Genomic DNA, 23,237 nt, shown 5'->3' on the forward strand with positions numbered 1-23,237 from the left:
TAATAATCCAGTAAGTTTTTTTATTATGTATTTTGGAACAGGACGTCTGCAGATGAAAGCGCGGATGAAGCTGGCAATGAAATTTAATGTTGCGTGGGAGAGTTGGGGAGAATAAAAAAGCCCCCATTGGGGGCTTTTCATGAGTGATTGAAAATGAATTTAGTATCTATTTTTGTTATAACTATTTCCATTATTGAAACCGCCCCTGCTGCTTCCGCGGGAAGGTCTGTCTTCTTTTGGTTTTGCAACAGATACGCTGATTGTCCTGTTTTCTACAGTGGCACCATCAAGTTCTGCGATTGCCTTTTTTGAAGCAGCTTCATCGGCCATTTCAACAAAGCCGAAACCTCTTGACCTGCCGGTTTCCCTGTCTGTGATAACTTTAGCAGAAGTAACTTCTCCATAAGGAGCAAAGAAATCTTTTAAGTCTTCATCCTGTACGTTGAAGCTTAAGTTTGAAACATAAATGTTCATTTGTAAAAATTAATTAATGACAAAATTTCGAGGAAGGCAAGAAGTAAGAAACTAACTATAATGCAGATTACTAGGCAATGTAATTAATGAATACTAATGCGAGGCTCAAATTGACGGAACGAAGGTAATACTTATTTTTTACATTTCCATAGAAATAATAGAAAAGCCTGTCGCGGTTTTAAACCGCAACAGGACATTTCATTGAAAAAAGTAATCAGTTTAATAAATCATCAATGGGAATCGCTTCCAGGTAATGGCCTATTGCATTTGTATCCGGTAAAACCCGGTATTCTTCAATAGATTTGTCAGCTTTATTGCAATAAGCTTCTACATAGTAATCTTCCAGCTGAAAAAGAAAAACAATGACATCGGGATAGGTTCTTTGAGCCAACGCAACTGCCTTATTCATCACTGCACCCTTTTTATCCACCTCATTTAATAGGATAAATTCAGAAAGCTTCATAACGTTAATTTTAAAAAGTTAACTAATAAAGGCTTACTAAAACTTTAAATGAAACTGAAAAACAAAAACAAAAAACCTGATACAATAACCTGATACTATTAAACGAGCACAAAAGAAACGAAACAAAAAATGGCACTTATGTAACTACGAAAACTTGAAATGCGTCAAAGAAAAGAGGCTACATGACGCAGGAACAGAAGACATTGCGAATATAATAATTTTCAATCAAATATTTCAAGGGGAAAAGAAAAAGGGCTACCTGAAATAGTAGCCCTGTCAAAGAGTTGGGGATTGTTCCCCGAAGTACCCGGGACGGGAGTTGAACCCGTACAGCCATTGCTGGCCACAGGATTTTAAGTCCTGCGTGTCTACCAGTTCCACCACCCGGGTAAACCTTATCTTAAATCTACACCAAATACCTGATCCCGGCACAATACCTTAGGATCTTAGTGAAACAAAAAATTCCACCTTGTGGATGGAATTTAGAGCGGAAGACGAGGCTCGAACCCGCGACCTCAACCTTGGCAAGGTTGCGCTCTACCAACTGAGCTACTTCCGCATTTATCGCCTTAGCGGCGACAATATTTTGAAAAGAACTTTTTTCTATTTGCTGCAACTTATCGCTTGGTGATTCGTTGCTTTCGTTATTGGGAGTGCAAAAATAGGAATTATTTAATACTCACCAAATTTTTCTCCCTAAAAATCATTTATTTATACTGGGGAGTGTATTGGGTATTGCCCGGCACTTCCACCTTGGGTTTTCCTTTGTAACGATGAGCGTACAAGCTGTAGCAGCCGCCCAGTACAAAAGCCAGAATACAAAATACTTGCAGGTAAAACAGGAATACGGATGAATTTACCCAACTTCTTTTAAAGTCTTTATCGCGTGGATCTTTTTCCAGTTGTGCCATAACTCATTTGATTGCAGTGCAAAAATAATAGTTCAATCTAAAAATTCACCTTTTATTATCAACAATTTCTGTAAAAGTCTTTTTGCCCCGAATAAAATAACTCCAAACAACGCTTTTGTGCAGGTATCCACAGAGCTCGCCTTTTTTCTTCGGCGGAAATAATCCCTTCTTTCGTTTTAAAAATAACCACTTCAAAAATGCGCCATGCGCTCTCATCACCGACCGGTAATAGGTCTTCTGCCCTGAAAGTAACGATTTAAAAGCTGAGATATAATCCAGCCAAAAACGATAACTGATCTTCCATATTGCCTCCCAGCGGCTGAGATTCTTGGCCATCATCACCAGGTTGTTCCGGAAATTCAAGAATACCTTGCGGGCATTGCCTTTGGGCAGGGTTCCTCCACCTACATGGTACACTACTGACTGTGGACAGGCAAATACCCGGTAACCAGCCAATTGCAGCCGCCAGCAGAAGTCGATCTCTTCCTGGTGGGCGAAGAAGTATTCATCCAGTCCGCCCAGGGCATGATACAAATTAGCCCGCACAAACATGGCTGCGCCGCTGGCCCAGAAAATGGGTTCCGGCGTATCGTATTGTCCCTCATCTTTTTCGCAAACATCAAAGATGCGGCCGCGGGCAAATGGATAACCCAGGCAATCGAGCCAGCCGCCTGCGGCGCCGGCATATTCAAACAGGTGTTTATTATCGTATTGCAGCAGCTTGGGCTGACAGGCGCCGATGGTTCTGTCATTTTCAAGCAGCTTCACCATAGCATCCAGCCAGTTCGGGGTTACTTCCACATCGGAATTCAGCAGCACATAATAGTCTGCCTGCACCTTCTTCAACCCTTCATTATAGCCCTGCGCAAATCCATAATTGGCTTTGTTTTGTACAATACGCACCGTGGGCCAGTTTTTTTGCAGGTAGGAAACGGAGTCATCGGAAGATGCATTGTCCACCACCACCACTTCCTTATTAGTATAGGTAGTCGCCAGCACTGACGGCAGAAACTGCTGCAGAAAATTCCGTCCGTTCCAGTTCAGGATCACTATGGATACGAGAGGTGTTGCCATGCTGGTGTAAAAATAATTCAACCTGGTAAAGGATGCAAAGGAACGGTTTTTATATATTAGTTACATGATTCAACCGCTTTTTAACTGGAGAACCGGCTTAGCCCTCATTGCTATAGCAATTGTAAGCGGTACTATCTTTTACTCTCAGTATCTGGCGCGGAAGATAGCCCGCGAAGAACGACAAAAAGTAGAAGAATGGGTTGAAGCTACCAAATTATTACTGCACGATACCACCGGCCTGAGCGATAAACTGGTAAGTATCATCATTGCGGAAAATAATACGGTACCCATCATTGTTACTGACGAAAAGGGACATATTCTCGATCATGTAAATCTCGACTCGGCCAGCGTAGCCAATGACAGCAATTATGTGCGGAAGCAATTAAAGGAATTCAGATCACAGAACCCAACTATAGAATGGGTGAACCCTTTGAATCCCGCAGAAAAAAACCTGTACAATTACGGCCATACTTCTTTGCTCAACCAGGTGAGGTATTACCCGCTGGTGCAGTTGTTCATTGTAAGTATGTTCATTATAATAACGATCCTGGCATTGACCACCAGTTTCCGTTCATCGCAAAACCAGGTTTGGGCAGGCATGGCCAAAGAAACGGCGCACCAATTGGGAACGCCATTGACCTCGCTGCAGGGTTGGGTGGAAATGCTGAAAGAAACCTATTCCGATGAAAAGATCGTGCATGAGATGGAAAAAGATGTGAACCGGTTAAAGCTGGTATCTGATCGTTTTGGAAAGATCGGCAGCACGCCGCACCTCGAAAAGCACAATATTGTTACCCAGGTGTCGAGTATGGTGGAGTACATTCGGAAACGCGCCACCGGCAAAGTGCAGTTTGAACTGAACACCGGCAATTTTAATGAGATCTATACCATGATCTCCCCGCCCCTGTTCGACTGGGTAATTGAGAACCTGCTCAAAAATGCCCTCGATGCCATGGAGGGTAAGGGCAAGATCACGCTTACTATCTGGCAACAGGACGGGCAGACCTTTATTGATGTAACCGATACGGGTAAAGGAATTGCTAAACATAATGTGAGCAAGGTTTTTAAACCCGGCTTTACAACCAAAAAGCGGGGTTGGGGGCTTGGACTCAGCCTGTCGAAGCGAATTATTGAGCAGTACCATAAGGGGCAGCTGTTTGTAAAGAGCTCTGAACCGGGCAAGGGAACGACGTTCAGGATCGTGCTTAAGTAGAATGCCGGGTACCGGTTGCCAGTTGCCGGTTGCCGGTTACCAGTTGCCGGGTACCGGTTGCCGGGTACCGGTTACCAGTTACCCGTTATCAGTTGCCAGTTGCCGGGTGCCGGTTGCCGGTTGCCGGGTACCTAATCAGTCACTTCCTGCCTTATTTCCACCACCTTTTGTTCCGGATCTCTGGTTTCTTAAATTTCTTTCCAACATATCAGTAAATCAATTAAATTTGCGACCCAATTCAAGTGCCCAGGTGTTGAAACTGGTAGACAAGCCACTTTGAGGTGGTGGTGCTGGAAACGGCGTGCAAGTTCGAATCTTGTCCTGGGCACAAAGCCCTTTCGACCTAGTCGGGAGGGCTTTTTTATTGGGAAACAGGCAGGCTTGCTTGCGAATGCGTACAAACAAAAACGCCCTGGCACGCGAATGCGTGCCAGGGCTTTGAGTAAGACCAACAAATGGCTTTGCAATATCCACTGGTCTGCATCATCCATTAAAAATGTGATACCTGTCACTTTGGTGAGCGGAGGAGAAAAACCGGATATGGAAGGCTTTCCCAACCGGCGTTAGAATTGATCACAACTACGCTTAGTTTAAAACGTCAAATATTTCAAGTTTCTCCCACCAGGCTTATTGTATTAGTACTTTATATATTCTCCGTACTGCTAAACCCTCTATTTGGATGAAGTAGGTACCTGCTTTATATTTACTTGTTTCAATTTGTAAACCAGTTCCATTCATCGTTTTTGATTCGACTAACTGCCCGTTTGTATTAACAATTTTTACTCCGTAGTTACTCAATGGACTTGTTACAGTAATGTGTATTACTTCGCCTTTGGACATTATAGTCGGTCGAACGTTCACATTGGTCCCATCTTTAAACCTTACTGAAACGATACGGCTGTATTTATAACTTCCATCACGATCTATCATTTTTAACCGGTAGTATCCTACATTCCCATAGGAATTGGCATTAAGATGTGTGAATTCATAAGTACCGGCAGATTGATTGTTTGAATACACTTTTCCAACGACTGTATAATGATTGGAGTCGAGCGGTGAATATTCGATCTCGTACTGCTCAAAATTTACCTGATTTTCTACTTTCCACTTAAGCCAGGCGTTGTCATCAACCGCTTTTCCAACAAAACTGATCAGATCAACTGGCAGCGGCGCGGAGAGCCAACTCATGTTGCCAATAGCTATTGCCTGCAAAGCCGGGTTGGCCTGCGATGATGGATGATTATCGTAACGAACAGTCACCTGCGTTACAGCCTGTGATGCGAAACTTATTTCTGCCGTTCCCTGTTGCGATGAAGTAGCTGTGCTGTTGGTATTTGCATTGCCACCAACACCAGCGGTTGTATTAGCGTGCACCACATTGCCAGAAATAACAATATAGTTTCCGCTAGCATTAACTGGTGTTATTGTTTGAGGTAAGACAGCAGTCGCACCATTTTGACCTGTAATAGTTACCCTGTCGAAATAAGTGGTACTGGAAGGCCCGGCTTTATCTATGTCACCTACCCTAAAAGACAAGTTGTAAACCGGCTGGGAAAAATTGTAGATCACATCTACATAAGCCGTATTACTTGTCCAGTTCACATCAATTTCCAGTGCATCGGTAGTGCCAGCGAGAATAAAAAAATTTGAGCGGCCATTGTTTGTATTAACTGCCGGCGCATTTACACCGGTTGTTACTTGCTGATAGGTACCTGCCTGCGAATTATTGACACTAACAGAAACATTGGTACCGAATCCACTCACATTAGTAGCTGTCCCCGAAACACTACCGTCTGTCCATGCAGGAGAAAAAGAAGAGCTCCAATCGAGCGTCTGAGAATTAGCCTGAATATTCACGAAACACAAAAACAGAAACTGAAAAGCTGGTAATAGTACTTTTTTCGGACGAAAGTTTTGCTGATTGCGAAAGCTTAACAGCAGTTTCGATGACTTAGTTAAACAAATAAGTACATAGATCTTACAGAAAAAGGTGTAAAAGTTCTTCATAAGGTAAACTTTAAGGTAACTGGTAGAATGAAACAAGTGCTGTGCCATACGAGTTTGACCTAGCTGATGCATAACTTATTCAATGACTCTTATCTGTTGATTTTTAAAACTATACTCAGTTCTATGTACAACCTACATATTTGATGAGGTTTGGAAGAACAACTCATTTAAAGGCCAATAATTCCAAAAATTGGACTTATTATCCTAAATATGGAATTCTAATGGACAGTATATAGGCTTAAATACCGCGATTTTTCCCATAGTAGTTCGTGTATTTACTAGCCATTTCTGCCAGGCAACTGTACGATACGGGGGAGACAGGGTACGCACAGAGTGTTAGGGAAATTGGTGTAGCGTGCTCGGAGATTACGCTGAGACTGGCCAGGGAGTGGTCAGGGACTGGTCTTGCGCACCAGGTCCCCAAGGCTATTTTAGAGCTATCTCTGAGCTATCTTAGAGCTATCCCAATACTATTGCACACCATCAAAGCTACCCGTTCGGTACAATTCAGGTACGGGCACAAAGGCCTGGGCACAAAGGCCGCGGCCTGATCGCGCGGACCCAATGAATGGGGAAATGGATGAGGAAATTTTTGGCGTACAACCCATGTTCAGGCTGCAAACCATGGCAGTTAAAATTCTATAAGATCATGAGCATAAATTTACTGCAGCCTGAATAGGCATCATGTCGCCTGAACCTGTTGAGTTGTGCATAGTAATTGATGTCATTCCTAAAAAGACATGAAAGCATTTTCAGCCAGAGGCATTGGTACACTGCTTAAAGATTCCTTTAAAAGCTTTTCCGAAGATAAAATACCTAAACTGGGTGGCTCGCTGGCTTATTTTACGATCTTCTCACTTGGCCCCATGTTGTTGGTAATTATCTTTCTGGCTGGCCTCTTCCTGGGACAGAAAGCGGTGGAAGGATCATTATACGAGCAAATTAACCAGATGGTAGGCCCAACTGCTGCCGAACAGGTGCAGCAACTGATCAAAAGTGCTGCTGCCAGTGGAGGTGGTATCGTTGCCATTATTGGTATAGTGACCCTGTTGATCGGAGCCACTTCGGTGTTTACCGAGATCCAGGACTCTATCAATACCATCTGGCACCTGAGGATGAAACCAAATAACAGTTGGAAGACCTTGCTGAAAAGCCGCTTGTTGTCTTTTGGTCTTATTGCGGGCATCGGCTTCTTGCTGCTGGTTTCTTTAGCTGCTTCAGCGCTTATGGAGGGGCTTGGTAAAAAAATAAGTGAGCTGATCCCCGGGATCGGGGTATGGTTGATGGTTCTGGTTAGTTATGCTTTTACGCTTTTCCTGGCTGTTTTCCTGTTTGCGATCATATTTAAAGTTTTGCCTGCTGCTTATATCAGCTGGCGCGAGGTGTGGCCTGGGGCCCTCGCTACAGCCTTGCTGTTTATAATCGGCAGATTCCTGATCTCATTTTATATCAGTAAAAGTGACCTCGGTAGTACTTATGGTGCCGCAGGCTCGCTGGTGGTCTTGCTGGTATGGGTTTACTATTCTTCACTGATACTCTATTTTGGCGCTGAATTTACCAGGGCCTATGTGGGGCGCTTCGGCGCCGGTATTCGTCCCAAGCCATTCGCCTTTGTCGCCGAAGAACAAACCGCTGCCAACAAAAAGAATGTGCAATCCAGGGAATACTAGATCACTGGCGCTCGATTGGGAACCGAAATCATTACAAACAGCAAAGCCCACCTTCGCTACTGCTTCAGGCAGGCTCACCAACGTTCTTCGATTAAATCTTTTGCGGATCAATTACCCAGGATCTCGAACCGGTCTTTGAGGCAGGTATACGGATCCGTTACTTCATACACCGTTTTCTTACCGGTAGCGGTAACAGTGATACTACGGGTCTTTTCTTTTCGTTTTGACCAGCTATAGTTTCCTACAAACGATGCGGTCAGCCTGATCTGCTCGCCCTTTTTGGCGCGTATAATTCGGTTCTTGTTTACATCCTTCATCATTACGAAATGATCCCTGACCTCGCCATCCGCGCAGATCCACTTCAGCTCCAGTTTATTCTCCGTGATCTCCAGCATCGATGCGCCGCCATGTTCAAAATGCGAATAATACATGGCATCGTGTGGATAGGTGGGCTGGCTTCCGCCTGATGCACCGGCTGAGCCGGTTACTACGTATACCGTTCCCTTGTTAACAGAATCTTTAATGAACGGGCATGAATGCTTACTGCCATCATAAAGCGCAGATGAAGTGCTCAGGGTATGCATGGCGGCATTAAAGCTGGCTTCCATCCCATAATGACCATTCATGAGCCGTGACCGCTCATACAGGTGGCTATGTCCACAAAGGATCAGGTCAACGCCATAACGTTCCAGTATGCGGATGAAGTTCTCGCGGATCTTCACAAGTTCCTCTTCTTTGTCAGAATTGTGCGATCCCATGGTATAAGGCGGATGGTGCCAGAAGGCAATCACAAATCCTCGTTTGGTATTATGGAAAGCATCCAAATCTTTTTTGACCCATTGCACCTGGGCACCGGTCGTGTCATAGATCCGGGTCAGGCTGTCTTCCTTTCCATAAGAATCCAGGGACAAAAAATGGACATTCCCGATATCGAATGAATAAAATGCCTGGGTACCGGAAGCAACTCCACCGGCTTCGCCTTTGGTAGGCATAGAGAAGTTTTGGTAGTAAGCAATATCGTGCGTATTCTGCGCCGTGGCCTTGTACTGGTAGAAATCATTATAATCATGATTGCCGGGCGAAGGATATAGCGGATACTTCTTCAGCAGATTGTCTTGATAGATATTAAAGAACTTTTCCTGGAACTCGGGATCGGTACCTGAAGAATACGCATTGTCACCAAGCAGTATCCAGCAGTTCATATAATTGTCACCAAGATATTTGATCACCTGATCGCGCACCTGGCGCTGGTTGGCAGAGTTGTTACCGCAATCGCCAAATACGCCAATGCGGTATACACCTTCCTGGCCCGGTGTGGGCAGGGTCATAAAATAATTATCGCTTCCCTGCTGAAGGGTATCTCCTGCCCCACCACCAATGGAATAATAATATTTGGTTTGTGGTTTAAGCCCTGTCAGCTGAACCTTATGTTCAAGGGTAAGTGTGCCGTCTTCAGCCTTCATTGGCAATTGACCTTCCTGCTCACCATAGTTCACGACACTCCTGGTCATGGCATCGGTACGCCACCGGATGATAATGCTGTTGCTGGTGGCTACCTGTAAATAGGGTCCCCGGATAAGCCTGGCCAGTACATCGGGGGTACGCTCCTGCCGCACCGGCGTGGTGGATTTTTGACCTAGGGTATCCTGAGCATTCCCTGCTGTGGCGGCGAGCAGTAATAAAGCCGCCTTTGCTACTAACAAATGTTTCTTCACCTGCATCGTGTTCTTTGGTTAAAAATATCCAAAGAAACGGATACAGTATGATGTTTCTGTTAACAGGCCGGTTCGGGATAAAAAAATCCGGTAACGCTGGCCTGGTCTCCCGGCCGCTATGTAAACATTATGTTTATGGGATGTCAGGGAAACAAACTCATGTCGGCCCGGTAAACCAGCGTTTCCGAAGTCATTGAATGGATCGTTCTTATCTTCATGGCCTGCTCTATCGACGACACATCTTCCGGCAGATGCTCAACCCGGCTGAATGCTGCAAAATTGTTCAATCCGATCAACAGACAATACTGGTTAAGGTTGCCGCCATCCACCAGGCGGAAAGTCATAAAGGATCTGATACCGGCTGACTGATACTTGTTTTTCAACTGCCCGATCACCTTCTTAGCGGCTACCCCATCTGACACATTCATTGAAACCAGGCGGAGGAATTTCGATTGCAGGCTGTTGCTGTCTGCAATACTCAATGCCGGCAGGTATAGCAATTTACTTCCTCCCATAAAATCGCCAAAAGGGTAGGTGTGCAGGCGATTGTCGGCCTGGTCTTCGGCGGGTTTTACCGGTTCATCAAAATCGCTCCACGCATGATCGAAGGTAGCATCTACAAACTGCCCGCTCCTTTCACCCGAGATAATATACCAGCCATACCACGCCCAGGTATCTCCATTCTCTTTGTGCCACTTCAGATGTTCTTTATAACCATGCTCAAAATTCTTTTCCTGCCCGGCTTTTGGTTTCCAATACGAAAAATGCGCCACCTCTTTTTCCTGAGCCATTACATGACCAGTCACGATCAGCAGAAGAGCAATAAAGGCTTTCATACGTTATTTTCCAACGAAGCTATCATGCGCATGCAAGAAAAAAATGTAAAAAAATGAACTGATCACAAATCAGCGAAATGATCATTTATATGATGATAATTCTTAAAATATTCCTTTGGCAACTTGCCGGTAACTGATTTGAACAACTTTATAAAATGCGACTGGTCGAAGAAGTTTGATTCATAGCAGCATTCCGTAAGCTTTTTATGCGGGTGTTTATTTTTATAACTGATAAGGCCATTGAGCTTGACAATATTGCAAAAAGATTTGGGCGTGATGCCTACGGACTGCCTGAACAACGTATCAAAGTATCTTTGTGAAATACCTGTTCTGTTCAATAAATGACAGATCGAAATATCGCCTCTCTTCTTTATTATTTCCTGTACGGAATAATCAATGTAATGAAACTTATTGGCCGAGACATCGGCCCTTTTACAGCGTTGCAGTAATGCCGTTTCGAGGTTCCTGCAGGTTGTTTCAAAATTTTCAGTGATACAATTTTTTAAAACATACGCCGCCGGAATATCATGCAGCGGTAAGATGTTATTCGTTAACAGGTCGGCAGGAAAGCCAAATAAAATATGCAATGTATGTGGATGAAACCGGATGCCATATAGCAGCGAATTGTTTTCGAGCTCCAGCGAATAACTATGTAAGGTTTGCCCCGCAAAAAATGCATCCGGTTCTATGATCCAGGAAGCGCCTTCTGTAGTCCTCCGGGCCTTTTGACGGGTGACATGAAAAATGATCTCATGGTGCCCATCTGGTAAAATGTCTTCTTTATAAGTTGGTCCACTTAACCCATGCACGCTGATCTGCCAGAAAGATTTTACAAAACCTGACAAGCCTGGCGGAATATATGTCTGAAGTGCGATCATAACGTTATGGCCTAACGCAAAGGTAAACAAAGCCCGGCAATGCCGGGGCCTGTTCTTATTCAAGTGGTATGATCCGGTTATTGGCCGCTTGAGAACCAGCATTTCTACGCGTGTTTTTCCGTTTCCCGGAATAAGAAAAAAAATTTATTTTAGCGCTTTGTTAGCATCGTTTTCCTGAAAAATCCGACATTATGAAAAAACCTGTTATCCCATCAGCAAGAGAGCAAGATGTTGAGCCTAAACGTTCCATACGCTGGATCATACTCATTCCATTCGTTATTGTACTGGGTGTATTGGCTGCTGTTGTACGACAGGGAGAAGCCGCTCCTGCTACGGATAAGCTTGAGGCCATAAAACATGGTCCGCATGGCGCCATTACCGCCGGCGATGCAAGCATAAAAAAAATGATCCGGAATAATATCAGGTTGTATGTTAAGGCAGAAAGCAATGATTACGATAAAAAAGGCCTTGGGGGAATTTCCAATTTAGAGATCAGTGTAACCAATCCAACCGATTATACCCTCGATAAAGTACGCGTAAAAATAATGTATGTGAAAGCCAATGGCAGCGTGTATGAAACGAAATACGAGGATTTCCTGTCTGTAAAACCCAATTCAAAAGCTACACATAAAATACCCGATACCAAACGCGGCACCAGCGTGAAGTATGAGATCAGCTCGGTAAGATCGAAAGCATTGGGACTTAGCTAGCAAAGATTCCGCCATATAAAAAGCCCTCCCGATACTTCGGGAGGACTGCAATTGCCAGAAGCAGATGGTCCCGCTTCTGCGTGTATCCCGTTTTAATCTACCTTTTTTAACTGAGCGCCGGTAGCACTATTAATTTAACATTGTTCTCAATTTCGTTTCGTTAAGGATCGTAATATATCCCTCGCTTATCTCGATCAGTTTTTCCTGCCTGAATTCGCCCAAAGTCCTGATCAACGATTCGGTAGCTGTTCCGGCAATGGCTGCCAGGTTATCGCGGCTGATCTTGATAGCATCTTTGTATTTTCGGCTTAACAGGATCAGGGCTTCCGCCACTTTTTTGCGGAGGGAATTGTAAGCCAGCCCTAACAGCAACTGCTCTTTATCGGTAATGTCCTTTGCAAGCAGGGTAATGAACTTTTTCGCTACCTGCCAATCGGTTTCCATAAGTAATTCAAACTCATCTTTCGAGATAACGGCCAGCTCGGCATATTCTACCGCTACCGCTATATCTTTATATACCGTTTCTTCGAGCAAAGCAACATAGCCAAGGTATTCGCCCTCACTATAAATACCGGTTATCAACTCCTTCCCTTCCGGGTTACTCTTATATGTTTTCACAATTCCTTTCTTGATATAGAAGAGCTGCACGGGGTGATTGCCTTCCTCGTAAATAACCTGTTTCTTCTTATACTTGTTGATATTCGTATTCTGCTGGAATAACATTGTTAACCGGTCGGTATGTTTAACGCGTGCATAAGCGTTAGAACCATTTTCGAACAATGATGTACTTTCCATCATGTTATGGTTCTCGGTATTGTTTTCAATAACAAGCAGTCTTTTCATTGTGTAATAAGTTTAAATGGTCATGGCGGTGTATACCAGTGACAAACTATAATAACATTTAATAGTATTACAATCGAGCAATTGTTTTCAAAGCAATTTCAGACAGCAGCAACTGATGCTGCACATTGGCCAGGGAATTGATTAATGAGCGTTTTTCAGGAAAATCAGAGTATGCGCAACCAAAGAAGAAGATAAGCATCATGCGTTAACGTTAGTTCGGCCTCTTTCGATCAACTGCACGACAAATATAATAATTATTTTAAATATTCTAAATAACCGGAAAATTGATAAAATATGCTTCTTAATGTTTTATGTACTATTGACCTAAAGAATACCCTTACCCGATCGGTTAATTAATTATCCTCAGTGTGTCTGTCAACATTTTGAATGCCGCTTTTTCTTCAATCGTCGCGTTGCCAAAGCGGGCCGGACAAAGAGAAATGCCGGTTGATGGGTCATACTTCAACACAGCAATACCTGCACCAAAATAAAACTGCCAGTAAATGACATTATCCTGCTTCTCCTTATTGCAAAAAGAAATGCCGATCTCATGCCTTAGCCAGTCTGCGGTAGTATAGAAATAAGAAGATTCGCACTGAGCAGCCAGAACAACCTCTGGATATCCATTTTTAGTTTGCATTGTCATACCGGGTAATTTTGCAGGTTATCTCCAATGGTAAAATTCGCAGGATATCTGGCAGGAAGTAAATACAATACAACAATTTATGTTTTTTATACATGAAAAACTATGACGGTGGTCATAGTTTGTATGTGCTTTTAGTAACTTCCTCTTTTATTATCCCTGCTCAAGTTCAGGTTAAATACTAAAGGTTCTTACATCAATAATATCAATGAAATATAACCGGACCTCCTGTTAATTCACGAATTGACATTAATCAAAATAATTTTACAAAGCATCTGCGCTGGTACGCCTTGTATATGTTCTTCGTATATTAGTATCAGTTCGGTCGGGCGTGGTTGTCATGTAAAAGCCCGATGCTATTTGGTATTTCATTTATATTGTTAATCTCCGGTCCTGCTATCAGGCCGGATTAGTTTAAAAGCATCATCGAGCACAAAAACGTTCTTATCCTCTGTAGTTTTTGTGTTGGCAATAGATCCGGCAGTTCCTGTCCGGATCTATTTTTTTACGACTCCCTACTGTCTCAAATAACATCACTAACCGCCAGCGAAACAGGTTTACCCCTGCCCGCTAACCGGCGGCTGGCAACTCATGCCCTGACGACAATGTCCAACCCCGGTAAACCGGAACTGCCCCGCCACTCATTAATGGGAAAAATCTCAAAAATGGAATTTTTCAAAAATTCATACTAAGCTATAAACCTGTAAATTAAACACTTACAAAAATAACAAGGGTATTGTCTTAGGGATCTTGATGAAAACATCTATTTTTACCGGCTGGATCCTATTATAAAAACCGTAATCCCTAGTACCTACCCGTTATGAAAACCGTTTTTTGTAAGAAAAACCGGGCCTTCCTGGTCCTGTTTGTTATTTTATGTATGGCCACGGGCGCTTCCGCCCAATGGGTGGCACAAAACAGTAATAGCGACCAAACGCTGTACGACATTCATTTTGAAGACGCCAATACCGGCTGGACCGTAGGCGCCAACGGTACCATCAGAAAAACTGTCAATGGCGGCACTACCTGGACCACCCAAACCAGCAATCCAAATCAACGATTGAATAGTGTTTTCTTTGTTAGTACAACCCTGGGCTGGATAGCCGGAGATAATGGCACTATTCGCACTACAACCAATGGCGGCACCAGTTGGAGCGCTTTAACCAGCAATACCGTTGAGGACATTAACAGCATTTTCTTTATTAATACCACCACCGGATGGGCTGTTACTGAAAATGGAGACATTCAAAAGACCACTAATGGCTCTAGCTGGACAGACCAGAACAGCGGCACCAACGAAGACCTTTTTGATGTATATTTTATTTCTCCCAACACCGGCTGGGCCGTTGGATCCAACGGCATCATACTAAAGACCAACAATGGCGGCAATACCTGGTTTGAACAAGACAGTGATACCTGGGAAAGGTTAAGAACGGTGTTTTTCGTGGATGCGAATACCGGCTGGGTGGCCGGCGACAATGGCACCATTTTAAAAACCACCAATGGCGGCAACACGTGGACGGAACAGAACAGCCCTGCCTACGATGATCTGTACGGCATTTGTTTTACCAATGCCACCGATGGCACGGCTGTAGGCCAGAACGGTACAGTGCTGGTAACCGCCAATGGCGGAGCCACCTGGGGAATACAAACCAGCGGCAGTTCAGCAACATTATACGGACTGTTTTTCGTAAACAACTCCATCGGATGGGCGGTTGGCGCCGATGGTACTATTATTAAAACGGCTAATGCCGGCGGCCATACCTGGACCGAACAAACCAGTAATACCAACAGGACCTTACGTGATATCTTCTTTGTAACCACTACTACCGGCTGGATGGTTGGTGACGATGGCACCATTCGTAAATCAACCAATGGTGGTGTGACCTGGACAGGCCAAAACAGCGGTACCACAGATGATCTGCGGAGCGTATTTTTTATAAATAACAATACGGGGTATGCCGTTGGAAGCGATGGCACCATACTTAAAACAACAGACGGTGGTATCAACTGGCAGGATCAGGACAGCGATGTTTCAAACACATTGATGAGCGTACATTTCGTCAGCGCTACTACCGGTTGGGCAGTCGGGAACAGCGGCATCATTCTTAAAACTACCAATGGCGGTTTAACATGGAATGAGTTGAACAGTCCCACCAACCGGGCATTATACGATGTTCAATTTATTAATGCCAACACGGGATTCATTGTCGGCGACCAGGGTGAGATCTATAAGACCAACAATGGCGGCACCAGTTGGACCGAACTTGATGCAAATACGCAACAGGAATTATATGGAGCCTATTTCCTCGATGCCAATACCGGCTGGGCCGTTGGCGATAATGGAATCATTCGCAAAACCATTGATGGCGGCGCCCATTGGTCAAACCAAAACAGCGGCACCAATGACCGCCTGAATGAAGTTTTCTTCACCTCAGCCTCCGATGGCTGGGCCGTGGGCGAAGGCGGTACCATCCTGTATACATCAGATGGGGGCGCTACCTGGCGGGGGCAGGCCGGTTCCACCAGCAGTGAAATCAGAAGCGTGCACTTTGTCAGCGGTCTTTACGGATGGTCGGTAGGCAATAATGGCGAAGTACAAACCTATATTGCAACCCCATTGCCGGCCAGCTTTTCTTACTTTGACGCGAACAGCACTGGCTGCAAGACTGCCCGTTTACAATGGGAAACCAGCAGTGAGCACAACAATAGCCATTTCACTGTGCTCTGGTCAACCAATGGCAATGACTGGCAATCTGTTGGAACCGTTAAAAGCCATGGTAATGCAAGCGGTACGCGATCTTATTCATTCAACTATGCCGGATTGACCCGCGGGACCAATTATTTCAGACTCCAGCAGGTAGATAATGATGGCCGCAGTGCTTATTCAAAAACTGTCACGGTAAACCAGTCTTGCGCAGTAACCGGTAATGAACTGCAGGTATACCCGAACCCAACGCGGGCTACGGTAACCGTACAGGTAAACAGTACATCGCTGATAGGAACATCAGCCCGCCTGGTTAACGGGCAGGGCCACGTACTGCGGCAGTTCACCATCAAAAACATGAAAGAACAACTGCCACTGACAGGTTTGCCTGCCGGTACTTATTTTGTGATCACGGCCGATAAACAGTCGGTGCGTTTTGTAAAACAGTAGGCAGAATGCGGAAGCGGAATGCGGAAGCGGAACGCCGAAGCGGAACGATCAATATAGTAAAGGTGGCCCCTCGCCTCGGCGGAGGGCCACCTTTTTTCGGAGGCAGCGACTATGAACTGTGAACTATGAACTGTGAACTGATTAGTGACTGCCAAACTCCTGCACCCAATGGCTATTCGCCCTGGCAGCGCCCATGTCGGTATGCGAACCATCCATCATGGCTTTACAATGGCTTTCGCTTTGTTGCCAGGCCTCCATTACCATTTCGGGTGACGTAAAGCCTTTGGCAATATTTTCCGTCACAAAATGGCCGGTATAACCTGTTATGATCGCGCGTTGGATAGGTGATGAACCGCCCGGTGAAATATGGCTGAAGTAACTATTTGCTTCCATATCGCGGGCATGCAACAGGGCAGCAGCAGCGAGGGTATCATTCCATTCCAATGCTTTCACCGGCGGCATCCAGGTATCGCCGCAAACACAACCGATGCTTCTGAGCGTATTCACCGCAATAAGCAGGCCGGGTGTTGTATTCGCGATAACGGGCGCCTCCTTGCGGCAGGCGGCCATCATAATGATCAGGCAGCACCTGGTGCAGTTTGTAAAGAAATTGTTCATAAATGGACGGGCAGTTATCAATTGAAGCTTACAGAATAACTGTTGGTTGTCCATTGAAGGCCCGAACCATTATTGCCAAAACTTGAAGTGATCTCATAGCCGAACTGTACATCACCAACAGTGATATTACCAAACCAGCCCTGGTTCCTGATCCAATTGGCAATGGCCCTGATATCGACAGTCGTGTTGTTGGTTTTGCTGGTGCGCAGGAAAGAATACACATTATTACCGCCATTGTGCCCGCGGAAAACATTCCAGGTGGCGCCGCCTACCGATACATTGGTGAACACCGGCACCGGGTTGCCCGAGGCATTCCAGTTGTAAGAAATGGGTTTAATGTTTCCTGAGCCATTGCTGTTGCTGGTATAATTCATCCATAGCATAATTTCATGCTGGTGGTTGTTGTCCCATACATCGTAGCAGGCCGTCCAGGCGCCGCCCGATGGGGTGCTGATACCGATGCTGCTGGTTAGTGCGTTGAGTGAACTAAGCACCCGGTTCACATGGCGGGTACTGTTGGGATAGGATTTTATACCTCCGGTGTTGGGATGGTTCGCCCAAATGCCCCAATTGCTGTAGCTATTGGCCCAAATGGTTTGTGAACCGGCGCCACTTCCCCAAATATTATTGTAGAGGGTGTAACCGCCGTTCGACCAGGTACCCCATTGGGCGCTGGACGACCAAACAGCCTCTACCGCCTGTTCGGGCGTGCTGCTGTTCTTTTTACAACAGGTTAAGAAAATGGCAATGAAGGCGAGGGCAATCGTTAGTTTCTGTTTCATGATGATAAAATTTAAGGTCTGTGAATGTACTTAGCACAGACCATAATGAGGGTAGTCGAATGTTTACAAAAAGGGGGGCGAATGTTATATTTGGCTTTTTATATAATCATATTGATCGCACATGGGTTTGTTTGCAACGTACTCTACCACCAGCCTGATCCTCATAGCCTTGTCGGCCTTTATTATCGGGCTTTCCAAAGCCGGCCTGAAAGGCATTGACATGCTGAATGTTACTATAATGACCATCGTATTTGGCGGAAAAGCATCTACGGGCATCGTGCTGCCCTTATTATGTGCAGCTGATATTATGGCGGTAAAGTATTATCACCGGCATGCGCAATGGCCGCATGTAATTAAATTAATGCCCTGGATGATCATCGGCATCCTGGTGGGTGTTGTTGTGGGAAAAGACCTGAATGAAGCTTTATTCAGAAAAATAATGGCCACCATCATTGTGTGTACGGTGCTGATCATGCTGGTGATCGAATTTCGCAAAAGCCTCGTCATCCCCGATAACAAGTTATTTGTATCCGGGATGGGACTGGTCTCGGGATTTACCACCATGCTGGGCAACCTGGCGGGTGCTTTTTCTAATATTTATTTCCTGGCCATGCGTTTGCCCAAAAATGATTTTATTGGAACCGGCGCCTGGATCTTCCTTATTATTAATTTGTTTAAACTACCCTTCCAGGTCTTTTACTGGAAGAATATAACACTCAGCTCCCTGCTGACCGACCTGGCCCTGGTGCCCTTCCTGATCCTGGGCTTCTGGTGTGGCATAAAACTGGTGGCCGGGATCAAAGACGATCTCTATCGCCAGGTAGTGATCGTATTAACCCTCATTGGCGCCATTTTTATCTTTTTGAAAAGATAGGCAGTTTATTTGTTCGTTAAACCTTTTAAAGCCTCGTTCAATTCATCGAAAGAAGCGTCTTTTGATAAAAATCCATCTGCTCCCAGCTGCTGCGCCTTGCTTATATACGCTTTGCTGTTATGCATTGAGAAGAACAGGATCTTTATATCGGGCCATTGTTTTTTCAGGGCTATGGCGGCCTCAAAACCGTCCATCACCGGCATATTGATGTCAAGCAGGCAAACAGCCGGCGGCGCCTGCAACTGAGATAATTTATCAAGAAAATCCTTTCCATTTTCTGCCTCCAGTACTACTTTAAATCCGAGTAAATTTAACCGTAAAGTAATAGCCTGTCGCAACATCGCATGATCGTCTACTACAGCAATTGACACTGGCTGTTCATTTTCCATAGCAATTATTCAATAATAATTTATGTAACAAATCTCGCGCCTTACCATTTGATATTTATCAATGGCCAATAACAGAAACTAATAACATTAAATGAATTAACCTGCAGGAGGGATTAAAAGACCGGCTTGTGGGTGTGTACTGCTACCACTACAGCAAACCTTGATCAGTTCAGTATTCGAAGGGTGAAAGCGAACAGCAGAACAGCCAACACCTAAGGCAATTGGGTATTATGCGGTATTCGCTGCAGGTTGCATGACAAAATAATTTAATAATGATGAGACTAACAAATATGGACGTGTGAAAAGGTCAAATTCTGCCAGTTTTTTTAATTGATAAATACTTTTATTTAGTGGCCCTATTTTGTGGTTGTTTAAAATCAATAGTTATTGCTGATAATGTGATAATGTGATAATGAGATAATGTGATAATGACAATAGGCAATAGACAATGGGTAATACGCAATTGGCAATAGACAGAATACAGTGGGTATAGGTATTAGAGTTGCCCTATTGCCCATTGTTTCGCTAGATTTTCTTTAATAGTGAATGCATGATCTCCACACAAGTGGCCAACTCTTCCGGTGTGCTGGATGCAAACCCAAGCCTGGTGGCATTCAGAACAGGTGATACTTCATCATTTCTGAATCCCGGAGAAAAAAACAACTCATGCTGAAGGGCTTTCTGTGAAAGCGCAGCCAGATCGATGGCCGGATCAAAATGCGTCCAAACGGCCATACCGCCCACCGGCACCTGAAACTGCACGTAGTCGCTCAGGTGGCTGCTCATTAATTCGCAAAAATAATCGCGCCGTTGCCGGTAGGTGCGCATGGCTTTGCGCAGGTAGCGCTGAATGATCCCATGCTGCAACAGTTCAGCAATAGCGTTCTCAAGCATATTATCGCCCTGGCGGTCGATGATACGGCGCAATTGTCCGAGGTGGCGGATCACATTTTCGGAAGCCACCAGGTAGCCTACTCGAAAAGCCGGGGAAATTGATTTGGTGAAAGAACCGCAATACAGCACCATGCCCGCCTTATCGGCGCTGGCCAGCGGCAGCAGCGGTTTACTCAGGTAATGGAAATCGTAATCATAATCATCTTCAAAAATGATAAAGCCGTATTGTTCAGCCAGTCTCAACAATTCAATACGCCGGTCGGCCCGCAAGGCGGTAGTCGTAGGATAAAAATGATGCGAGGTAACATATACGATGCGCACCTTTTGTTTACGGCAAATGGCTGCCAGCGCTTCAACCACAATACCATGTTCATCCACCGGGATCTTTAGAAGCCGGGTACCTGCCTGTAAAAAATTCATATTGGCGCCGTTATAATTCAGCTCACCTACTACAGCAATATCGCCCGGTTGCAAAAAAGCGGTACAGGAAAGATACAATCCCATTACGGTGCCGCGGGTTATCAAAATATTCTCAGCGGTGACCTTTAAACCCCTTGTATCATTCAGATAAGAAGCAAGCACCTGCCGGAGCCATAAAGACCCCAATGTATCGCCATAGCCTAAACGCACATACGGATTGCCGGTAATGAGCTGACTTCTGTACGCGCGCGCCAGCTCTTCCAGGGGCGCCAGCCGCGAATCGGGAAATCCATCATCGAGGTGATACTTATGCTTCGACAGCATGGTCGGCTTATCGAGGTGCGGTGCGGCTTCAAATTCAAAACCTGCGGTATGTGCCGGGTTAAAAGATTTAACGGTTCCGTTGAGCAAACTGCGCGGATGGATTTCCGGCAAATGTTTGGCCACATAGGTGCCACTACCGGTACGGCTTTCTAGCCAGCCCTGGGCCAGCAGTTCATCATATGCCTGGATAACTGTTTTGCGGTGCACCTGTAACCAGTCGGCCATCTGCCGGGTGCTGGGAAGGCGATGCCCCGCCTGCAAATTACCTTCCTTAATGAACAACATCAATTGATTGGCAATCTGCAGGTATACAGGTTGCGTGCTGTTTTTATCTATCGAAATAAGGGTCGAAAGTGCCTGCATGGTAAAACTGGACTACTTACTTTATACAAACCGGATGATTACACCCATCCAATAAAGATACAATTTTGTAAAAAACCAAGCAGCATGGCACCAAAATCACATCTAATTCCGAGCCGCTCAGCTAAAAAAGCGCACTACGATAAAGAAACGATCTATTCCATTTTAGACGAGGCGCTTTTCTGTACAATCAGCTACGTATTTGAAAACAAACCATTTTCCATTCCTACCGCTTTTGTACGTCATGAAGATAAATTGTATATCCATGGGTCAGTGGGTAGTCATTTTATTTGGGAACTGGAAAAAGGCATTCCGGTTTGTATTTCAGTTACCCTGCTTGATGCACTCGTGGTGGCCAAATCGGCATTCTCCCATTCAGTGAATTACCGGTCGGTGGTCTTATTTGCACAAGGCGAAAAAATCGAGGAGCCGGGTTTAAAATGGAGTGCACTGGAATGGTTAACCAATAAAATAGTGCCGGACAGCTGGAATTACCTGCGGCCAATGAAAGAAAATGAAGTGCGTAAAACAACGGTTTTGGCGTTCAATATTGATGAGGCTTCTGCTAAAATACGTACCGGCATGCCGAACGATGAAGAAGAAGACAAAGCGCTGCCAATTTGGTCAGGCATTATTCCCATCGAGACCTGCCGCCGCGATCCAATGCCCGATGAGCTTAGCCGTGACATACCGCTGCCCGCCCATTTAATGCCTTCTGCTGAGCGCAACCAGAAGATCGATGGGTTCATAGATGCCTGGTTCAACAGCAATAGCTAATCGAGTTTGTGCAAATCAGCAGCTTACCTGCAGTGGTTGTTTCCGTGTTACCGGTAAATGGCTGTCAGTATTGAGGGTTATTTCACTTTATCGGTGATCGGTCTTGCAGGCTTCTCCACTGGTGTGGCAGTAGATAGGGGTATATCCTTTCTTTGCCGGTACAGCAGGTTGCCATAAACAAACATGGCAATGGCTACGATGGCAATGAGCACACTCCATTTTTTATTGCTGTTATCCAGCGAATGTTTGCTTTCATTGTAGGTATCTACCGTCAATAATTGTTCACCGTTCAGGGTAAGACTATAGGTATAAATAGTAGCCCATTGAAAATGCTTTTCAAAATAACCGGGCACTTCGGTCTTCGTGATCTTAACGCCGTACTCATGTTTAAGAATAGACAATTCAACCGGCGTGCCGCGGCCTGCGCCCTGCAGTTGTTTCAGGGGAAGCGCATTATACCCTACCCCATCGATATGAAAATTGATACCGGGGTATTCCAGTAAATACAACTGCATAGAGCCATAGGGATTCCTGTTAGAAGGCGTCTTGATCTCCGGTGGCATACTGAGGTGGCCGGTCAATGTGATCAGTTTGCTGCCGTCTACGGAGAATTCCGGTGAAATAACCGACTTGATCGTAAAGCCCAACAGGAATGCGCCGGCGATCATCAGCACCACACCCGTTCCCCGGTTCTCGAAGCGGGAATGGCGGGTGATGGGCAGATCGAATTTCCGCCTGATCTTCCATTTCTGCAACTGTAAGATCAGTTCCTCGTGATTGTTGATCAGCGGTTCGGGCAACACCACATCTTCACCGCTTGTTTTAAGAATGATGTAATTGATCTGTTTCCGGGTGGTAACGCCAAAAGCGGCAATTTCCGACCTATTGATAAAACGGGAAGTAAAACGCCATTTTACTTTCAGCTGATCTTCGAAAATGTCAACCGCTTTAAAACCCTGCATGGTGACCAGCAATATAAAAAAGAAAAACAGGCTGAGGCTGGTGGCGGCCACCAGCACATCAACCTGTACATACCTATACGCAAATGCGTGTTGAAAAATATAGAACGAAATAACCGACATCATGGCAAACAGGATCAGGATCAATAGCCATTGCCGGTTGTTGAACTTTCCTTTTGATATAAGGGCCATGGTCCTAATGTACTTTATCTCCCGCGTTTTCTCTAGGAAAGACAGAAAAATGTT

At 45.1% G+C, this 23,237-nt stretch carries 22 protein-coding genes and 3 tRNA genes; 8 read left to right on the forward strand and 17 right to left on the reverse strand.

Annotation, left to right across the window (positions count from 1 at the left end; genetic code table 11):
- Positions 1-159 precede the first annotated feature (159 nt).
- The 6 genes from rbp to JT717_RS11950 form a co-directional block, all read right to left on the reverse strand.
- Entirely contained in the window at positions 160-474 is a 315-nt protein-coding gene (rbp, locus tag JT717_RS11925; RefSeq protein ID WP_205510696.1) for an RNA-binding regulator, read from the reverse strand.
- Positions 475-688: 214 nt separating this feature from the next.
- A complete protein-coding gene (locus JT717_RS11930) occupies positions 689-937 on the reverse strand; it encodes a hypothetical protein (RefSeq protein WP_205510697.1) in 249 nt (82 codons plus the stop codon).
- A gap of 304 nt (positions 938-1,241) precedes the next feature.
- Positions 1,242-1,327: transfer RNA gene (locus JT717_RS11935), tRNA-Leu, on the reverse strand.
- 96 nt (positions 1,328-1,423) lie between these two features.
- Positions 1,424-1,496 (reverse strand) — tRNA-Gly (locus tag JT717_RS11940).
- A 148-nt stretch (positions 1,497-1,644) separates the two neighbouring features.
- Entirely contained in the window at positions 1,645-1,848 is a 204-nt protein-coding gene (locus JT717_RS11945) for a hypothetical protein (RefSeq protein WP_205510698.1), read from the reverse strand.
- Between the two features lie 45 nt (positions 1,849-1,893).
- The gene (locus JT717_RS11950) at positions 1,894-2,922 is read right to left on the reverse strand and encodes a glycosyltransferase family 2 protein (RefSeq protein ID WP_205510699.1); all 1,029 of its coding nucleotides are present in this window, start codon (positions 2,920-2,922) and stop codon (positions 1,894-1,896) included.
- 64 nt (positions 2,923-2,986) lie between these two features.
- On the opposite strand from JT717_RS11950, the gene JT717_RS11955 reads away from it, so the two are divergent.
- The 3 genes from JT717_RS11955 (at position 2,987) to JT717_RS11965 (ending at position 4,702) form a co-directional block, all read left to right on the forward strand.
- Positions 2,987-4,135, forward strand: coding sequence for a sensor histidine kinase (locus JT717_RS11955; RefSeq protein WP_205510700.1), 1,149 nt, complete (start codon positions 2,987-2,989; stop codon positions 4,133-4,135).
- Between the two features lie 244 nt (positions 4,136-4,379).
- A tRNA-Leu gene (locus JT717_RS11960) sits at positions 4,380-4,463 on the forward strand.
- Between the two features lie 95 nt (positions 4,464-4,558).
- Complete coding sequence (locus JT717_RS11965) at positions 4,559-4,702, forward strand: hypothetical protein (protein WP_205510701.1); 144 nt, start codon at positions 4,559-4,561, stop codon at positions 4,700-4,702.
- A 60-nt stretch (positions 4,703-4,762) separates the two neighbouring features.
- Here JT717_RS11965 and JT717_RS11970 read toward each other — a convergent pair whose 3' ends face one another.
- On the reverse strand, positions 4,763-6,142 hold the full coding sequence (locus JT717_RS11970) for a T9SS type A sorting domain-containing protein (protein ID WP_205510702.1): 1,380 nt from the start codon (positions 6,140-6,142) through the stop codon (positions 4,763-4,765).
- A 740-nt stretch (positions 6,143-6,882) separates the two neighbouring features.
- Between JT717_RS11970 and JT717_RS11975 the strand changes: the two genes are divergently transcribed.
- A complete protein-coding gene (locus tag JT717_RS11975; protein WP_205510703.1) occupies positions 6,883-7,812 on the forward strand; it encodes a YihY/virulence factor BrkB family protein in 930 nt (309 codons plus the stop codon).
- Between the two features lie 107 nt (positions 7,813-7,919).
- Here JT717_RS11975 and JT717_RS11980 read toward each other — a convergent pair whose 3' ends face one another.
- The 3 genes from JT717_RS11980 to JT717_RS11990 all read right to left on the reverse strand — a co-directional run bounded on the left by JT717_RS11980 (position 7,920) and on the right by JT717_RS11990 (position 11,241).
- A complete protein-coding gene (locus tag JT717_RS11980) occupies positions 7,920-9,527 on the reverse strand; it encodes a purple acid phosphatase family protein (RefSeq protein ID WP_369411700.1) in 1,608 nt (535 codons plus the stop codon).
- 143 nt (positions 9,528-9,670) lie between these two features.
- A complete protein-coding gene (locus JT717_RS11985; protein ID WP_205510705.1) occupies positions 9,671-10,363 on the reverse strand; it encodes a hypothetical protein in 693 nt (230 codons plus the stop codon).
- A gap of 62 nt (positions 10,364-10,425) precedes the next feature.
- Positions 10,426-11,241 carry a helix-turn-helix domain-containing protein gene (locus JT717_RS11990; RefSeq protein ID WP_205510706.1) on the reverse strand — a complete coding sequence of 272 codons (816 nt, stop codon included), beginning with the start codon at positions 11,239-11,241 and terminating at the stop codon, positions 10,426-10,428.
- Positions 11,242-11,432: 191 nt separating this feature from the next.
- Between JT717_RS11990 and JT717_RS11995 the strand changes: the two genes are divergently transcribed.
- Entirely contained in the window at positions 11,433-11,951 is a 519-nt protein-coding gene (locus JT717_RS11995) for a hypothetical protein (protein ID WP_205510707.1), read from the forward strand.
- 129 nt (positions 11,952-12,080) lie between these two features.
- Here JT717_RS11995 and JT717_RS12000 read toward each other — a convergent pair whose 3' ends face one another.
- The gene (locus tag JT717_RS12000) at positions 12,081-12,794 is read right to left on the reverse strand and encodes a Crp/Fnr family transcriptional regulator (RefSeq protein WP_205510708.1); all 714 of its coding nucleotides are present in this window, start codon (positions 12,792-12,794) and stop codon (positions 12,081-12,083) included.
- Between the two features lie 349 nt (positions 12,795-13,143).
- A complete protein-coding gene (locus JT717_RS12005; protein ID WP_205510709.1) occupies positions 13,144-13,434 on the reverse strand; it encodes a hypothetical protein in 291 nt (96 codons plus the stop codon).
- 823 nt (positions 13,435-14,257) lie between these two features.
- Between JT717_RS12005 and JT717_RS12010 the strand changes: the two genes are divergently transcribed.
- On the forward strand, positions 14,258-16,594 hold the full coding sequence (locus tag JT717_RS12010) for a YCF48-related protein (RefSeq protein ID WP_205510710.1): 2,337 nt from the start codon (positions 14,258-14,260) through the stop codon (positions 16,592-16,594).
- Between the two features lie 141 nt (positions 16,595-16,735).
- Here JT717_RS12010 and JT717_RS12015 read toward each other — a convergent pair whose 3' ends face one another.
- Positions 16,736-17,212: a CAP domain-containing protein gene (locus JT717_RS12015; protein ID WP_205510711.1), complete on the reverse strand. Its 477-nt coding sequence runs from the start codon at positions 17,210-17,212 to the stop codon at positions 16,736-16,738.
- 17 nt (positions 17,213-17,229) lie between these two features.
- A complete protein-coding gene (locus JT717_RS12020) occupies positions 17,230-17,994 on the reverse strand; it encodes a GH12 family glycosyl hydrolase domain-containing protein (protein WP_205510712.1) in 765 nt (254 codons plus the stop codon).
- A 121-nt stretch (positions 17,995-18,115) separates the two neighbouring features.
- On the opposite strand from JT717_RS12020, the gene JT717_RS12025 reads away from it, so the two are divergent.
- Positions 18,116-18,868, forward strand: coding sequence for a sulfite exporter TauE/SafE family protein (locus JT717_RS12025; RefSeq protein WP_205510713.1), 753 nt, complete (start codon positions 18,116-18,118; stop codon positions 18,866-18,868).
- Between the two features lie 5 nt (positions 18,869-18,873).
- Here JT717_RS12025 and JT717_RS12030 read toward each other — a convergent pair whose 3' ends face one another.
- Positions 18,874-19,239, reverse strand: a complete 366-nt coding sequence (locus JT717_RS12030) for a response regulator (protein WP_369411701.1) — start codon at positions 19,237-19,239, stop codon at positions 18,874-18,876.
- A 543-nt stretch (positions 19,240-19,782) separates the two neighbouring features.
- Positions 19,783-21,258, reverse strand: a complete 1,476-nt coding sequence (locus JT717_RS12035) for an aminotransferase-like domain-containing protein (RefSeq protein ID WP_205510715.1) — start codon at positions 21,256-21,258, stop codon at positions 19,783-19,785.
- Positions 21,259-21,342: 84 nt separating this feature from the next.
- Here JT717_RS12035 and JT717_RS12040 point away from each other — a divergent pair, with 84 nt between their 5' ends.
- Positions 21,343-22,032 carry a pyridoxamine 5'-phosphate oxidase family protein gene (locus tag JT717_RS12040; protein WP_205510716.1) on the forward strand — a complete coding sequence of 230 codons (690 nt, stop codon included), beginning with the start codon at positions 21,343-21,345 and terminating at the stop codon, positions 22,030-22,032.
- A 77-nt stretch (positions 22,033-22,109) separates the two neighbouring features.
- Here JT717_RS12040 and JT717_RS12045 read toward each other — a convergent pair whose 3' ends face one another.
- Positions 22,110-23,183 (reverse strand): hypothetical protein, encoded by a 1,074-nt coding sequence (locus JT717_RS12045; protein ID WP_205510717.1) that lies wholly within the window; start codon positions 23,181-23,183, stop codon positions 22,110-22,112.
- Between the last annotated feature and the right edge of the window lie 54 nt (positions 23,184-23,237).

Source organism: Longitalea arenae (assembly GCF_016924755.1).
GTDB classification, from domain to species: domain Bacteria; phylum Bacteroidota; class Bacteroidia; order Chitinophagales; family Chitinophagaceae; genus Niastella; species Niastella arenae.

What these genes read in the sequence shown, in the direction of transcription:
- JT717_RS12045 (WP_205510717.1), bottom strand. Translation starts at nt 23,183, where the DNA reads ATGGCCCTTATATCAAAAGGAAAGTTCAACAACCGGCAATGGCTATTG.
- rbp (WP_205510696.1), bottom strand. Translation starts at nt 474, where the DNA reads ATGAACATTTATGTTTCAAACTTAAGCTTCAACGTACAGGATGAAGAC.
- JT717_RS12025 (WP_205510713.1), top strand. Translation starts at nt 18,116, where the DNA reads ATGGGTTTGTTTGCAACGTACTCTACCACCAGCCTGATCCTCATAGCC.
- JT717_RS12015 (WP_205510711.1), bottom strand. Translation starts at nt 17,212, where the DNA reads ATGAACAATTTCTTTACAAACTGCACCAGGTGCTGCCTGATCATTATG.
- JT717_RS11970 (WP_205510702.1), bottom strand. Translation starts at nt 6,142, where the DNA reads ATGAAGAACTTTTACACCTTTTTCTGTAAGATCTATGTACTTATTTGT.
- JT717_RS11990 (WP_205510706.1), bottom strand. Translation starts at nt 11,241, where the DNA reads ATGATCGCACTTCAGACATATATTCCGCCAGGCTTGTCAGGTTTTGTA.
- JT717_RS11945 (WP_205510698.1), bottom strand. Translation starts at nt 1,848, where the DNA reads ATGGCACAACTGGAAAAAGATCCACGCGATAAAGACTTTAAAAGAAGT.
- JT717_RS11985 (WP_205510705.1), bottom strand. Translation starts at nt 10,363, where the DNA reads ATGAAAGCCTTTATTGCTCTTCTGCTGATCGTGACTGGTCATGTAATG.
- JT717_RS12035 (WP_205510715.1), bottom strand. Translation starts at nt 21,258, where the DNA reads ATGCAGGCACTTTCGACCCTTATTTCGATAGATAAAAACAGCACGCAA.
- JT717_RS11975 (WP_205510703.1), top strand. Translation starts at nt 6,883, where the DNA reads ATGAAAGCATTTTCAGCCAGAGGCATTGGTACACTGCTTAAAGATTCC.
- JT717_RS11930 (WP_205510697.1), bottom strand. Translation starts at nt 937, where the DNA reads ATGAAGCTTTCTGAATTTATCCTATTAAATGAGGTGGATAAAAAGGGT.
- JT717_RS12010 (WP_205510710.1), top strand. Translation starts at nt 14,258, where the DNA reads ATGAAAACCGTTTTTTGTAAGAAAAACCGGGCCTTCCTGGTCCTGTTT.
- JT717_RS11995 (WP_205510707.1), top strand. Translation starts at nt 11,433, where the DNA reads ATGAAAAAACCTGTTATCCCATCAGCAAGAGAGCAAGATGTTGAGCCT.
- JT717_RS11965 (WP_205510701.1), top strand. Translation starts at nt 4,559, where the DNA reads ATGCGTGCCAGGGCTTTGAGTAAGACCAACAAATGGCTTTGCAATATC.
- JT717_RS12040 (WP_205510716.1), top strand. Translation starts at nt 21,343, where the DNA reads ATGGCACCAAAATCACATCTAATTCCGAGCCGCTCAGCTAAAAAAGCG.
- JT717_RS11955 (WP_205510700.1), top strand. Translation starts at nt 2,987, where the DNA reads ATGATTCAACCGCTTTTTAACTGGAGAACCGGCTTAGCCCTCATTGCT.
- JT717_RS12020 (WP_205510712.1), bottom strand. Translation starts at nt 17,994, where the DNA reads ATGAAACAGAAACTAACGATTGCCCTCGCCTTCATTGCCATTTTCTTA.
- JT717_RS12005 (WP_205510709.1), bottom strand. Translation starts at nt 13,434, where the DNA reads ATGCAAACTAAAAATGGATATCCAGAGGTTGTTCTGGCTGCTCAGTGC.
- JT717_RS11950 (WP_205510699.1), bottom strand. Translation starts at nt 2,922, where the DNA reads ATGGCAACACCTCTCGTATCCATAGTGATCCTGAACTGGAACGGACGG.
- JT717_RS12000 (WP_205510708.1), bottom strand. Translation starts at nt 12,794, where the DNA reads ATGAAAAGACTGCTTGTTATTGAAAACAATACCGAGAACCATAACATG.